Annotated in this window: 13 protein-coding genes; 10 read left to right on the top strand and 3 right to left on the bottom strand. The window is 72.0% G+C overall.

Annotation, left to right across the window (positions count from 1 at the left end; all coding sequences use genetic code 11):
* Positions 1-13: 13 nt before the first annotated feature.
* Genes A6A29_RS04135 through A6A29_RS04115 form a run of 5 tightly spaced genes read left to right on the top strand, consistent with a single transcriptional unit; the run spans position 14 to position 5,425 of the window.
* Positions 14-1,669 (top strand): ABC transporter substrate-binding protein, encoded by a 1,656-nt coding sequence (locus tag A6A29_RS04135; RefSeq protein WP_073718494.1) that lies wholly within the window; start codon positions 14-16, stop codon positions 1,667-1,669.
* Between the two features lie 7 nt (positions 1,670-1,676).
* Complete coding sequence (locus A6A29_RS04130) at positions 1,677-2,624, top strand: ABC transporter permease (protein WP_073718493.1); 948 nt, start codon at positions 1,677-1,679, stop codon at positions 2,622-2,624.
* Entirely contained in the window at positions 2,621-3,472 is an 852-nt protein-coding gene (locus tag A6A29_RS04125) for an ABC transporter permease (RefSeq protein WP_073718492.1), read from the top strand. Before A6A29_RS04130 ends, A6A29_RS04125 begins: the two co-directional genes overlap by 4 nt.
* A 4-nt stretch (positions 3,473-3,476) precedes the next feature.
* Positions 3,477-4,478, top strand: a complete 1,002-nt coding sequence (locus tag A6A29_RS04120; protein WP_073718491.1) for an ABC transporter ATP-binding protein — start codon at positions 3,477-3,479, stop codon at positions 4,476-4,478.
* Positions 4,475-5,425 carry an ABC transporter ATP-binding protein gene (locus tag A6A29_RS04115; protein ID WP_079182559.1) on the top strand — a complete coding sequence of 317 codons (951 nt, stop codon included), beginning with the start codon at positions 4,475-4,477 and terminating at the stop codon, positions 5,423-5,425. The genes A6A29_RS04120 and A6A29_RS04115 overlap by 4 nt, the downstream gene beginning before the upstream one ends.
* A gap of 117 nt (positions 5,426-5,542) precedes the next feature.
* Here the strand turns inward: A6A29_RS04115 and A6A29_RS04110 are convergent, their stop codons facing one another.
* A complete protein-coding gene (locus A6A29_RS04110; protein ID WP_006347360.1) occupies positions 5,543-5,746 on the bottom strand; it encodes a cold-shock protein in 204 nt (67 codons plus the stop codon).
* Positions 5,747-6,031: 285 nt separating this feature from the next.
* Here A6A29_RS04110 and A6A29_RS04105 point away from each other — a divergent pair, with 285 nt between their 5' ends.
* The 4 genes from A6A29_RS04105 to A6A29_RS04090 all read left to right on the top strand — a co-directional run bounded on the left by A6A29_RS04105 (position 6,032) and on the right by A6A29_RS04090 (position 11,083).
* Complete coding sequence (locus A6A29_RS04105) at positions 6,032-6,910, top strand: menaquinone biosynthetic enzyme MqnA/MqnD family protein (RefSeq protein WP_073718490.1); 879 nt, start codon at positions 6,032-6,034, stop codon at positions 6,908-6,910.
* A 345-nt stretch (positions 6,911-7,255) separates the two neighbouring features.
* A complete protein-coding gene (locus tag A6A29_RS04100; RefSeq protein WP_073718489.1) occupies positions 7,256-9,151 on the top strand; it encodes a serine/threonine-protein kinase in 1,896 nt (631 codons plus the stop codon).
* A gap of 72 nt (positions 9,152-9,223) precedes the next feature.
* Positions 9,224-10,423, top strand: a complete 1,200-nt coding sequence (mqnC, locus tag A6A29_RS04095; protein WP_073718488.1) for a cyclic dehypoxanthinyl futalosine synthase — start codon at positions 9,224-9,226, stop codon at positions 10,421-10,423.
* 9 nt (positions 10,424-10,432) lie between these two features.
* Complete coding sequence (locus A6A29_RS04090) at positions 10,433-11,083, top strand: imidazolonepropionase-like domain-containing protein (protein WP_073718487.1); 651 nt, start codon at positions 10,433-10,435, stop codon at positions 11,081-11,083.
* A 157-nt stretch (positions 11,084-11,240) separates the two neighbouring features.
* On the opposite strand, the gene A6A29_RS04085 is transcribed toward A6A29_RS04090, so the two are convergent.
* Positions 11,241-12,068, bottom strand: coding sequence for a DUF3152 domain-containing protein (locus tag A6A29_RS04085; protein WP_241838309.1), 828 nt, complete (start codon positions 12,066-12,068; stop codon positions 11,241-11,243).
* A 281-nt stretch (positions 12,069-12,349) separates the two neighbouring features.
* Between A6A29_RS04085 and A6A29_RS04080 the strand changes: the two genes are divergently transcribed.
* Positions 12,350-13,042, top strand: coding sequence for a demethylmenaquinone methyltransferase (locus A6A29_RS04080; RefSeq protein WP_073718485.1), 693 nt, complete (start codon positions 12,350-12,352; stop codon positions 13,040-13,042).
* A gap of 12 nt (positions 13,043-13,054) precedes the next feature.
* Here A6A29_RS04080 and A6A29_RS04075 read toward each other — a convergent pair whose 3' ends face one another.
* On the bottom strand, positions 13,055-13,573 hold the full coding sequence (locus A6A29_RS04075; protein ID WP_073718484.1) for a GNAT family N-acetyltransferase: 519 nt from the start codon (positions 13,571-13,573) through the stop codon (positions 13,055-13,057).
* Between the last annotated feature and the right edge of the window lie 2 nt (positions 13,574-13,575).

Below are 13,575 nucleotides of genomic sequence, written 5' to 3'. Positions count from 1 at the left end.
CAGGAACGCAGTGATGACCCACATCCCTTCACGAAGGACGGCACTCGCCGCGGGCCTCGTCGTCGCGACGATGGTCGCGGCCGCGGGCTGTAGCGGCGCCACCCAGAACACCTCGGGCAGCGGCACCGCCACCGACGCCGCCAAGCTGACGCTCACCCCGGTCACCGCCCCCGCCAAGGGCGAACTCGCCGGCGCCGACTGGCTGCTGGAGGACGAACCGGACTCGCTCGACCTGGACACCCAGGGCTCCAGCGCGGGCCGCGTCGTCCTGACCAACGTCTGCGAGCGGCTCTACCAGCTCCAGCCGGACATGTCGACGAAGCCCTTCCTCGCGGAGAAGGCCGAGACGCCCGACGACCGGACCCTCGTCCTCACCCTGCGCTCCGGAGTCACCTTCCACGACGGCACCCCGATGACCGCCGACGACGTGCTGTGGAGCCTTCAGCGGCACGCCGACCCCGACATGGAGCAGGGCGACGAGTTCGGCAACATCGCCGCGATGAAGAAGACCGGCGACCGGCAGATCACGATCACCTTCAAGGCCCCGGACGCCCTGTTCTCCAAGGCGCTCGCCGGTGACGCGGGCATCGTCTGGAACAAGGAGCAGGTCGAGAAGGCGGGCAAGGACTTCGGCACCCCGGGACAGCCCGACGCCTGCACCGGGCCGTACGCGCTCGGCGGCTGGAAGTCCGGCGACTCGATCACCATCGAGCGCTACGACGGGTACTGGGGCGAGAAGCCGCTGACCAAGAAGGTCACCTTCCGCTGGGCCACCGACAGCGCCCTCGTCAACGCGCTGACGACCGGCGCCGCCGACGGCGCGTACGCCGAGTCGCCGAACACCGCCTCCGCGCTCAACGGCAAGAAGGGCATCGAGCAGCACTACGGCCCCTCCACCGCCTCCCTCGTCCTCATCCCGACCGAACGCGGCGGGCTGAAGGACCCCCGGGTCCGCCGGGCGCTCTCGCTCGCGCTGGACCGCAAGGGCATCGCCGCCTCCGGCTACGGCGGCATGGTCCAGCCGTGGGGCACCCCGGTCGGCTCCGGCGCGTGGGGTTACGAGAAGCCCGTCTTCGAAGCCGCCCAGAAGAACATCGCGTACGCCCCCGCGGCCCCCACCACCGACGATCTCGCCGCCGCCAAGGAGCTGGTGAAGGACGCCGGAGCCGACGCGGCCACCCCGATCGTGATCGGCACGGACGCCAGCCAGGGCCGCACCGTCGTCGCCAACGCCGTGCGCGCCGCACTCCAGCGCATCGGCCTCAAGGGGCAGATCAAGACGGTGCCGACCGCGCAGTTCGAGCAGTTCTACAGCGACCCGGAGATCCGCGGCGAGATCGATGTCCTGGTCGGCGACTGGTACATCTCCAAGGCCGACCCGATGGGCTTCTACGACAACGCGCTCTCCGACTCCTCCAACAACTGGGTCGGATTCACGGACAAGGCGTACGACGCCAAGGTGAAGCAGGCGCTCGGCACCCTCGACGACGCCGCCCGCGCGAAACTCACGGTCGACGTCCAGAAGACCTTCACCGACGCCGCCGTCTGGATCTCGGTCGCCCAGGTCCCGTCCGTCCTCGTCCTGAACGAGAAGCTGACCGGACCCCCCGCCTCCATGGCCTACCTCTACTATCCGTGGGCCGCCGAACTCGGCGCGAAGAAGGGCTGATTCCGCGATGCTCGCCCGGATATCCCGGCGGCTGGCCGGACTGCTGGCCACTCTCCTCGCCGCCTCGTTCGTCATCTTCGCCGCGGTCTACGCGGCACCCGGCGACCCCGCCGTCTTCCTGGCCGGCGGCCGCGACAAACTCACCCCGGAAAAGCTGGAACTGGTCCGGGCGCAGTACCACCTCGACGAGCCCCTCGTCGTGCAGTACGGGCGCTGGCTGGGCGACTGCCTCCAGTTCGACCTCGGCCGCTCCTTCAAATACAGCGACCAGGTCGCCGATCTGCTCACCGCCCGCTTCCCGACGACGCTCGCGCTGGTGGCGTACGCGACCGTGCTCTTCGTCGTCCTCGGCGTCGGCGCGGGCATCCTGGCCGCCGTCCGCCGCGGCACCTGGATCGACTCGGCCGTGGTCGGCGGGACGACCCTGGCCGCCTCCGTCCCCTCGTTCGTCTCGGCCATCGCGCTCGTCGCGCTGTTCGGCGTCCAGCTGGGGTGGTTCCCGGTGACCGGCGGCGGCGAGGGGTTCGCCGGAACCCTGCACCATCTGACGCTGCCCGCCCTGGCGCTGGCGCTCGGCGCACTCGCGCTGATCAGCCGGGTGACCCGGCAGGCCATGGCCGACGCGGGCGCCGCCGACCATGTGGAGGTCGCCCGCGCATCCGGCGTACCGGAGCGCGAGATCGTGCTCCGCCACGTCCTGCGCAACGCGCTGGGCCCGATCGTCACCATGTGCGGCCTGGTCATGGCGGGCATGCTGGCCGGCACCGTCGTCGTGGAGACCGCGTTCGGGATCAGCGGCATCGGCTCGCTGCTCGTCGGCGCGATCAACACGCACGACTTCCCGGTCGCGCAGGCCGTCCTCCTGCTGATGGTCACCGGCTACATCGTCGTCACCACCCTCGTCGACCTGGTGCACCCGCTGCTCGACCCACGGGTGAAGGAGGCCGCCGCATGAGCACGACCCTCTCCACCCCTCTCCTCCCGAAGCGGACCGGGGACCGGTGGCCGGCCGGCGTCGTCGTCGCGGGCGCGGCGCTCGCCCTCGTGGTCCTCGCCGCGGTCCTCGCCCCGCTGCTCGCCCCGTACGCCCCCGACGCCATCGACCTCTCCGCGTCACTCAACGGCACCACCGGCGCCCACCTCCTCGGCACCGACTCCTCCGGACAGGACCTGCTCTCGCGGGTGCTGTACGGGGCCCGCACCAGCCTGATCGCGCCGGTGCTCCTGCTCGCCATCGCCGCCGTCCTGGGAGTCGCCCTGGGCACCCTCGCGGCCTGGCGCGGCGGCTGGGCGGACACCGTGGTCTCCCGGCTCACCGACGTCATGTACGCCTTTCCCGGGCTGCTGTTCACCGTGCTGATCATCGCGGTCTTCGGCGCCGGAATGACGACCTCCGTGCTCGCGCTCGGACTCGCCTACACCCCGACCGTCGCCAAATACACCCGCTCCGTGGCGCTCGCCGAACGCCGCAAGCCCTACATCGACGCCTACCGCGTCCAGGGCATGGGCGGCGCCCGGATCTGCGCCCGCCATCTCGTCCCCAACCTCGGCCGGTCGATCACCGGCTATCTGGTGGTGCTGTTCGGCGAGGCCCTGATGTCCCTGGCCACACTCTCCTACCTGGGCTTCGGCGCCCAGCCGCCCAGCTCCGACTGGGGCCTGATGGTGCAGGAGGGGCAGGCGGCCGTCGTCCAGGGCGCGCTGCTGCCGGCCATGGTCCCCGGCGTCGCCATCGCCCTGGTCGTGGTGTCCTTCAACGTCGTCGGGGTCTGGGCCGCCGACCGACTCGACAGCGGGAGGTAGCCGCATGCTCCTCGACATCGACAACCTCACCCTCGAACTCCCCGGCGCCGCCCGGCCCCTCCTGACCCGGGTGTCCCTGCGGGTGGCGAGCGGCGAAGTGGTCGGCCTGGTCGGCGAGTCCGGCTCCGGCAAGTCCACGACCGCCAGGGCGGCACTGCGCGCGCTCCCCGCTGAGACGGCCGTCTCCGGTTCGGTACGCGTCGACGGCACCGACGTCCTCGCGCTGAGCGGTGAGGCGCTGCGCGAACACCGTGCCCGTACGGTCGCGATGGTCCACCAGGACCCCCGCTCGGCCCTCAACCCGGTCCGCCGCGTCGGCGACTTCCTGACCGAACGGCTCGCCGGGACCGGCCTCGACAAGCGGGCCGCCCGCGCACGGGCGGTGGAACTGCTCGACACCGTGGGCCTCTCCGATCCCGAACGCCGGGTCCGCCAGCGTCCGCACGAACTGTCCGGCGGCATGCTCCAGCGGGTCGTCATCGCCGGTGCCCTGGCCGCCGAGCCCAGACTGCTGCTCGCCGACGAGGCGACCAGCGCCCTGGACGTCACCACCCAGGCCGAGATCCTGGCCCTGCTGCGCACCCTGCGGGCCGAACGGAGCCTGGGCCTGCTGTTCATCACGCACGACCTGCACCTGGCCGCCGCGTACTGCGACCGCGTGTACGTGATGTACGCGGGCCGGGTCGTCGAGGAGCAGCCCGCCGGGGCCCTCTTCGACCGGCCCCGGCACCCCTACACCCGGGGGCTGCTCGCCTGCTCGCCCACCCTGGGGGAGGGCGAGCGGGAGATCCGGCCGATCCCGGGGCGCCCGCCGTCGCTGGCGGACGCGTTCGGCGGCTGCGAGTTCGCGGACCGCTGCCCGGAGGCCGAACCGGAGTGCGTGACCTGGCGGCCCGAGCCGGTGCCGCTGGACGGCGGCGGCACCGCGTCCTGCCGCCGCCTGCCCGCGCTCGCGGGTACGGGTACGGGTGCGGGTACGGCCACGGAGAAGAGGAGTGAGCGATGACCGCCGGTACGAGCAGGGCTTCCGTGAGCGGGACCGCCGCGAAGGAGGCCACCGACACCGACACCAGCCCCGCCACCGGCACAGGCACCAGCACCGACCCCGACCCCGCCACCGGCACAGGCACCGACCCCGCCACCGGAGCCGCGCCGCTGCTCGCCGTGGCCGGGCTGCGCAAGACGTACGCGCTGCCCGGCAAGGGGCACCTCACCGCCGCCGACGACATCACCTTCACCGTCCCGGCGGGCGGTTCGCTGGGGATCGTCGGGGAGTCCGGTTCCGGGAAGACGACCGTGGCCCGGATGCTGGTGGGCCTCGTACGCCCCGACGCGGGAACCGTCACCGTGGCCGGGCGGCCCCGTGACCGCCGGACGCCGCGCGGGCGGGCGGCCCGGCTGGCGCGCGCCCGGGAGATCCAGATGGTGTTCCAGGACCCGTACATCTCGCTGGACCCCCGGCTCACCGCCCGGCAGTGCCTGACCACGGCCGTGCGGCTGCACGGCCGGGAGGAGGCCCTGGTCGACGGGCTGCTCGATCAGGTGGGGCTCGGCGCGCGGGAGGCGGGCGCCCGGCCGCACGGTCTCTCCGGCGGCCAGCGCCAGCGCCTGGCCATCGCCCGTGCACTGGCCGTCGGCCCGAAGGTACTGGTCCTGGACGAGGCGGTGGCCGCGCTCGACGTCTCGATCCAGGCGCAGATCCTCCAGCTGCTCGGCGAGATCCGCCGGGACACCGGGGTCGCCCTCGTCTTCGTCAGCCACGATCTGGCGGTCGTCCAGCACATCACCGACGAGGTCGTGGTGATGCGCCGGGGCACGACGGTCGAACAGGGCCCGACGGCCGCGGTGCTGGCCGACCCGGCCGACCCGTACACCAGGCTGCTGCTGGCCTCGGTGCCCCGGGCGGGCTGGGACCCGGCGGACGCGGTCAGGGCACGGGCCGCCACGGTGTGAGCAGACGCTTCCCGGGGTTCAGGGAAGAAAAGGGCAGGAGCCCCGCTCCTCCGCCGAAACGGAGGAGCGGGGCTCCTTGGGTACTGCAAAACGGCCGCGATCGGCCGACCCGGGCAACTAGGCCGGGGTGACGTTCTCAGCCTGCGGACCCTTGGGTCCCTGAGTGACGTCGAAGTTCACGACCTGGTTCTCCTCAAGGGAGCGGAACCCGGCCGCGTTGATCGCGGAGTAGTGGACGAAGACATCCGGGCCGCCGCCGTCCTGGGCGATGAAGCCGAAGCCCTTTTCAGCGTTGAACCACTTGACGGTTCCGGTAGCCATAAGCCCTCCTTGGGCCAAAGGGTTGCCCTGCTCCAGAACCTGCAAACAAGTCTGAAAACTACAAAAGCCTGCGGGTTACATGCTCCGCAGGCTCTGTACTGCAAGGGAAACCAAACTGCAACTTGCGTCGAGCCTAGCACGCAGTCTCTGGAGAGCGGTAGAGGGAAAGATCACTTCACTCGAATGTTTGATTGCCCCGCCGATGACGTGACGCGGAAGCGACTCGGGAGGGTGTCGCGTCGCCCCGGTGACGTCCTCGGAGGGCTGCGGGTCTAGCCTCGGGATGTGGACAATTCAACCGTCTCTCCCCTCGAAGGCGACCACCGTCGCAGCCGGCCGCGCGTCGGCCACATCCAGTTCCTCAACTGCCTCCCCCTGTACTGGGGCCTGGCACGGACGGGAACCCTGCTCGACCTGGAGCTCTCGAAGGACACCCCGGAGAGACTCAGCGAGCAACTGATCAGGGGCGACCTGGACATCGGCCCCATCACGCTGGTCGAGTTCCTGCGCAACGCCGACGACCTCGTCGCCTTCCCCGATATCGCGGTCGGCTGCGACGGGTCCGTCATGTCGTGCGTCATCGTCTCCCAGGTGCCGCTGGAGCAGCTCGACCGGGCCCGGGTGGCGCTCGGTTCGACCTCGCGGACCTCGGTGCGGCTCGCGCAGTTGCTGCTCGCCGAGCGCTACGGCGTCAGCCCCGACTACTACACCTGCCCGCCCGACCTCGGGCAGATGATGCAGGAGGCGGACGCCGCCGTGCTGATCGGTGACGCCGCGCTGCGCGCCAACCTGCACGACGCGCCCCGGCTCGGGCTCCAGGTCCATGACCTGGGCCGGATGTGGAAGGACTGGACGGGTCTGCCGTTCGTCTTCGCCGTCTGGGCGGCCCGCAAGGACTATCTGGCCGCGCAGCCCGAGCAGGCGGCCAAGGTGCACGAGGCGTTCCTGGCCTCGCGGGACGTCTCCCTGGAGGAGGTCACCAAGGTGGCCGAGCAGGCCGCGCGCTGGGAATCCTTCGACGCGGAGGTGCTGGAGCGGTACTTCACGACCCTGGACTTCCGCTTCGGTCCGGAGCAGCTCGCGGGCGTACGGGAGTTCGCGCGCCGGACCGGCGCGGACACCGGGTACCCGGCGGACGTCCAGATGGAACTGCTCGGCGGCTGAGAGCAGCAGGGAGCGGCCCGGAGGTGTCCCGGGAAGAGATAGCGGGAATGGATGAATCCCGTACCGTCCAGCCGTTTATCGGCGCGACGGTGAATGGAGCGAATGGAACGAATGGGCGGACATACGTCCGGTGCCCGGATGTCGAATAATGGACGGCGTCCGGGGTGAGTCTCGTTTGCGTCCCGGTATCGATCGGATGAACGACACATTCGCGCCTTTTACCGTGGCGAAAACCTCCCTTCGTGCCCTTAGGGGGGAAATCGGTAACACGTTTCCCTGTGACCTCATGACCCCCGCCCCATAGGCTTCGGTCGGAGGTCCGGACGGTCCACAGGGGGAGTCCTTATGCAGCCGCTGGAAGCCGGCGAACCGCACACCATCGGCGCCTACCGGCTGCTCGGCCGGCTCGGTGCGGGCGGTATGGGCCGGGTCTATCTGGGGCGCAGCGCGGGAGGACGTACCGTCGCGGTCAAGGTCGTCCATCCCCACTTCGCCCTGGACGAGCAGTTCCGGGCCCGGTTCCGGCGCGAGGTCGAGGCCGCCCGGCGCATCGGCGCCCAGTGGACGGCCCCGGTCCTGGACGCCGATCCGGACGCGCCCGTGCCGTGGGTCGCGACCGGGTATGTGGCCGGACCGCCGCTGTCGGAGGCGGTCACCGACCACGGCCCGCTGCCCGAACACGCGGTACGCACCCTGGGCGCGAGCCTCGCCGAGGCGCTCGCCGTCGTCCACGGGCAGGGCATCGTGCACCGCGATGTGAAGCCGTCCAATGTGCTGCTCGCCCTCGACGGCCCCCGGCTGATCGACTTCGGCATCGCGCGGGCCCTCGGGGCGACCGTCTCGCTCACCTCGACCGGCGTCTCCGTCGGCTCGCCCGGTTATATGGCCCCCGAGCAGATCCGGGGCCACGACGTCTCGGGCGCGGCCGACGTCTTCTCGCTGGGCGCGGTCCTCGCGTACGCGGCCACCGGCACCGCCCCCTTCGTCGGTGACTCGTCCGCCGTACTCCTCTACAAGGTGGTGCACGAGGAGCCGGAGCTGGGCGACCTGGAGGGCGGGCTGCGCGAGGTGGTCGCCGGGTGTCTGGCCAAGGACCCGGCGGACCGGCCCGCCCCGGCCTCCCTCGCCCGCGCGCTCGCACCCGGCGGGGCCGCCGCGATGGTGGCGGGCGGCTGGCTGCCGGGCCCGCTGGTGCGTGAGGTCAGCCGGGCCGCGGTGGCCCTGCTGGACCTGGAGCCGCAGGACGTACCGATGCAGACGGGGCCGGTGCCGTTCAGCAACGCGTCGCTGGAGATCCAGGACCGGGGCGAGGGAGTCGGCGGCCCGGGGGAGGGGGGCGACGGGTCCGGCACGGGCGGCCCCTCGGCCCTGGGGCGGCGGCTCGGTCCGGTATCGCCCACGCCGCCGTTCAGCGGGCAGCCCGCCACCGGCTGGGCCCCCGGGCCCTCCGGCTCCGGGCCCCCGCCCTTCTCCTCGGGGCCCCCGTCCTTCTCCCCCGGGCCCCCGTCCTTCTCTTCCGGGCCCCCGCTCTTCTCCTCCGCCGGGGAGACCGGTGCGGACGGAATGCCCGGGCAGCGGACCCACGACCCCCGGTTCTCCGTCACCGTGAACGCCGAATCGCAGCCGGTAGGTGAGCGCCGCGGGCGCCGGGTCAGCTGCACGGTCGCCCTGGCCGTGGCGAGCGCCTGCGCCGTGGTGATGGTGAGCACCGGCATACTCACCGACGTGCTGCCCGGCAGCGGCGGGGAACGGAAGAGCAGCGACAGCGCGGGCACGGCGCCGTCGGTCTCCAAGTCCCCGTCCGAGGAGGGGAATCCGACCCCCGCCGGCTCCGCGCCGACCGGTTCCGGCGGCGCTCAGGTCGACGCGCTGCCGAAGGAGTTCGTCGGCACCTGGAAGGGTCCGCTCACGGAGCGGACGACCGGACAGCCGCACGGCACCCTCACCGCGGTGTTCACCGAGGGGAAGCGGGGCACCGACGTGGTCCGGATGCGTACGACCATCTCCAGCCTCGGCATCAGCGTCAGCTGCCACAGCGTCGGCACGCTCTCCTCCGGCACCACCGACGAGCTGACCTTCAAGGAGCGCACCGACCCCGACCGCCCCAGCACGGCGGGCCTGTGCACCACGACCACCGCCGAAGTCGTCTTCGCCAGGAGCGCGGACGGCCGGCTCCAGTTCCGGTCCGAGGAGAGCGGCGCGGGTCTTCCGTACGGCACGCTGACCCGGTCCGGCGGCTGACGGCGCCAGGGGCTGGCGTACGCTGGATCGGTCCGTGGATCCGTAGAAAAACCGCCGAAAGGTGACAGTCCGGTGACCGAGAAGGCCGACCTTCAGCCCGTCCTCGACCGAGCCGCCGAAGGCGGTCGGATCACCCCGCAGGAAGCGCTCGACCTCTACCGGTCGGCCCCCCTGCACGCACTGGGAGCAGCGGCCGACGCCGCACGCCGTCGCCGTTACGCCGGTACGGAGCACATCGCGACGTACATCATCGAGCGCAACATCAACTACACCAACGTGTGTGTCACGGCCTGCAAGTTCTGCGCCTTCTACGCCGCGCCCAAGGACACCGCCAAGGGCTGGTCCCGCGACCTCGACGACATCCTGCGCCGCTGCGCGGAGACCGTGGAGCTCGGCGGTACGCAGATCATGTTCCAGGGCGGCCACCACCCGGACTACGGCGTCGAGTACTACGAGGAGCACTTCTCCGCGATCAAGAAGGCGTTCCCGCAGCTGGTCATCCACTCGCTGGGCGCCTCCGAGATCGAGCACATGGCCCGGATCTCCAAGGTGTCGGCGAAGGAGGCCATCGAGCGGATCCACGCCGCCGGTCTCGACTCCTTCGCGGGTGCGGGCGCCGAACTGCTGCCCGCCCGGCCGCGTACCGCGATCGCCCCGCTCAAGGAGTCCGGCGAGCGCTGGCTGGAGATCATGGAGATCGCCCACGGCCTGGGCGTCGAGTCCACCTCCACCATGCTGATGGGCACCGGCGAGACCAATGCCGAGCGCATCGAGCACCTGAGCATGATCCGCGACGTACAGGACCGCACGGGCGGCTTCCGCGCGTTCATCCCGTACACCTACCAGCCCGAGAACAACAAGCTGAAGGGCCAGACGCAGGCCACGCTCTTCGAGTACCTGCGGATGATCGCCATCGCCCGGCTGTTCCTGGACAACGTCGCGCACATCCAGGGCTCCTGGCTGACCACCGGCAAGGAGGTCGGCCAGCTGTCGCTGCACTACGGCGCCGACGACCTCGGCTCGATCATGCTGGAGGAGAACGTCGTCTCCTCGGCCGGTGCCAAGCACCGCTCCAACCGGCTGGAGATCATCGACCTGATCCGCAAGGCGGACCGTGTCCCCGCCCAGCGCGCCACGACGTACGAGCACCTCGTCGTGCACGACGACCCGGCGAACGACCCGGTCGACGAGCGCGTGGTCTCGCACATCTCGTCCACCGCGATCGAGGGCGGCACGGCCCACCCGGAGCTGAAGCTCCTCAGCACCAACTAGGCCCCCTCCTTGCTGACGATCCACACCGCGGACCTGCTGCTGCCGGGCCACGGGCGCGAGCCCGTGCCCGGCGGTGCCGTCCTCGTGGAGGGGCGGGTGCTCACCGCCACCGGTCGGTACGAGGAGCTGGCGACCGCCCACCCGGCCGCCAGGGTCCGCCGCTGGCCGGGCGTGCTGACGCCCGGTCTGCTCCATCCGTACGGCCCCGAACTGCTGGAGCGGACCTACCACCCCGACCCGCGCGAGGCCGACGCCCTGGGCACCGAGCCGCTCACCGGGGCCGCGCTCGACGCCCTCGGTATGACGGACACCCGCTGGGGCGCGAGCGCCCGGCGCGGGGTGCAGCGGATGCTGGCCCACGGCACGGTCGCCGTCACGGGCCCGCTGACCCGGGACGCGGTGGCGGACGCCGTGCACCGGGTGGGCCTGGGCGTACGGGAACGTTCCGCCGGGGGCGAAGCCCCGGAGCGCCCGTCCCTGGACCCCCTGGCGGGGCGGCCGTTGAGCGAGGCGCTGCTGCCGCCGCCGCTGGACTTCGCGGGCCGTGACGCCGACTTCGCGGTGTTCGACGTGCCGGATGTCGCGGGCCTCACCACGGCGGGAGCCGCGTCCTGCGTGGTCACGGTGCTCGCCGGACGGATGGTGTACCGGCGCCGCTGACGGTGTGCCGTGCGGCGGGGGTGATCGGCGAGGGCGTCCGGTGGGGGTGACCGGCGAGGCGGTCCGGTGGGGGTGTCCGGCGGGTGCGTCCGGCTCGGCTTTCCGGTGAGGGGCTTTCCGGTGAGGGGGCGTCCGGTGAAGGGGTGTCCGGCCCGGTTCACCGCACCGACGGGCCGCGCAGATACGTTCCGTCCGCGTCGTACGGCCAGCCGTTGGCGACACAGCCCTTCAGCCCGTCGATCTGCTGCATCATCGCGGGGGCCCGGCGTCCCGCTCCCGGGCAGGTCTCGTGGCCGTGGCCGAGCCAGTGCCCGACCTCGTGGTTGATGATCAGCGCGCGGTAGTCGTGGATCGGCCCGTCGAACCGGGGCGAGCCCTTGATCCACCGCTTGAGGTTCACCACGACCGTCGTGCCGATCCGGCAGTTGACCTCGCCGCGGGTCCGCAGCCCGTACGCGCCGCAGAGCTTGTCGACGGTGTCGGGCGTGGCGATACGGATCACCAGCCCGGCCGGTCCCGAGGAGGTCTGCCGGAAGGCGTCGTCGCCCGGACCGGTCCAGCCGCGCGGATCGCCGAAGATCTTGCTGATCTCGGCCGCCGCGGGCCCGGCGGTGAGCCCGCTGCCCTTCTCCACCTCGACCCGGTAGTGGTGGACCTCTCCCTTGCCCTGGGTGCCGCCGACGGGCCGCGCCACGGTGAACCGGCCGGAGGCGGAACGCGGTACGGAGCCGGCGGGCGGCTCGGCGGTGTCGTCCGCGTCGGCCGTGGGCGAGACGGCGGGGGGCGGCTTCGGGGTGGTGGCGGGCTTCGCGGAGCCGGCCGTCGGGGAAGCCCCCGCCGAGTCGGCCGAGTCCGCAGGGCCGGAGCCGGCCGGGGCACCTGCGGCGGCCGGGGACTCCGCCGGGGACTTCGCCTCCCCGCCCCACGGACCGGTCAGCAGCGCCAGGGCCACCAGCACCGCCGGGACCGCGGTCGCCCCCAGCACCCGTATCCGCGTCCGGACCCGCCGGGCCTCACGCCGCGCCCCACGCCCACGTCCACGCCCACGTCCCGCGCCCCGCCCCTGCCCCGCTGCACGGCGCGTACGCCGTCCGCCCTGCTCAGCCACCACGGACAGAGGTCTCCTTCGCGTTCAGGTGTTCCGCTCTCACCGTTACTGAGTGCCTCCGGAGCCAAAAGGTTGTGGGTGACTTGGAAGGCCCCTGATGTGCCGGCCGCTCTTACGCCGCCGTGAGGGCGATCCGGCCGGACTGCTTGAATGGGAGGGTGACCCGAGCCTCCCTGGAAAAGCAGCCGCACGAAGTCGCCTCGATGTTCGACGACGTGGCCAGACGCTATGACCTGACCAACGATGTGATCTCACTCGGACAGGCCAGGCTCTGGCGCAAGGAGGTCGCGAAGGCGGTGGACGCCCGCCCGGCCCAGAAGATCCTGGACCTGGCCGCCGGCACCGCCACCTCTTCGCAGCCCTTCGCGCGGGCGGGCGCCTATGTGGTGCCCTGCGACTTCTCGCTCGGCATGCTCAAGGTCGGCAAGGAACGCCACCCGTGGATGCCGTTCACCGCCGGGGACGGCACGAAACTCCCGTTCAAGGACGAGACGTTCGACGCCGTCACGATCTCCTTCGGGCTGCGCAACATCCAGGACACCGACGCCGCGCTGCGTGAGCTGTACCGCGTGACGAAGCCCGGCGGCCGCGTGGTCATCTGCGAGTTCTCCCAGCCGACCTGGACGCCGTTCCGCACGGTCTACATCGAGTACCTGATGCGGGCGCTGCCGTCCGCCGCCCGCACGGTGTCGTCCAACCCCGACGCGTACGTCTATCTCGCCGAGTCGATCCGCGCCTGGCCCGACCAGGCGGGCCTCGCCACACGGCTCCAGGACGCCGGCTGGTCGAACGTGGCCTGGCGCAATCTCACCGGCGGAGTGGTGGCCCTGCACCGGGGCGTACGCGCCTGACGGCCCTCCCGGTCACAGCTCCAGCCGGAAGCACCACGCGACCTGCCCCGCCCTGGGGGTCGTGAAGGTCTCGGCCCGGCGCATCCCGAGCCGCTCGGCCACCGCGACCGACCGGGCGTTACGGGAGTCGATCATCGCGACCACCTCCGGCACCCCGGCCGCCCGCACCCGCTCCACCGCGGTGCGCGCGGCGGCGGAGGCGTACCCCCGGCCCCAGGCCGCCCGGCCCAGCCGCCAGCCGATCTCTATCTCGCCGACCGGGCCGTACGTGGTGTGCGGCCAGGGCTGCGCGCCGGTGAAGCCGAGGACGCGGTCCTCCTCGTCGGTCATGGTCCACAGGCAGTAGCCCAGCTCCGCGTCGTGCCGCCGCTGCCGGGCGGTCAGCTCCTCGTACACGGAGAATTCGGCCGACCGGCCGCCGAAGAACTCCATCACCTCGGGGTCGTCGAACACCCGGTGCCAGGTCAGGGCGTCCTCGTCGGTCGGGACTCGCAGACGTACGGCAGGGTGGGAAACAGGCGCGGTCGACATCG

The sequence above is a fragment of the Streptomyces sp. TSRI0281 genome, assembly GCF_001905125.1.
In the GTDB taxonomy this organism is placed as follows: Bacteria; Actinomycetota; Actinomycetes; order Streptomycetales; family Streptomycetaceae; genus Streptomyces.
This window is presented reverse-complemented; position numbering and strand designations above follow the sequence as displayed.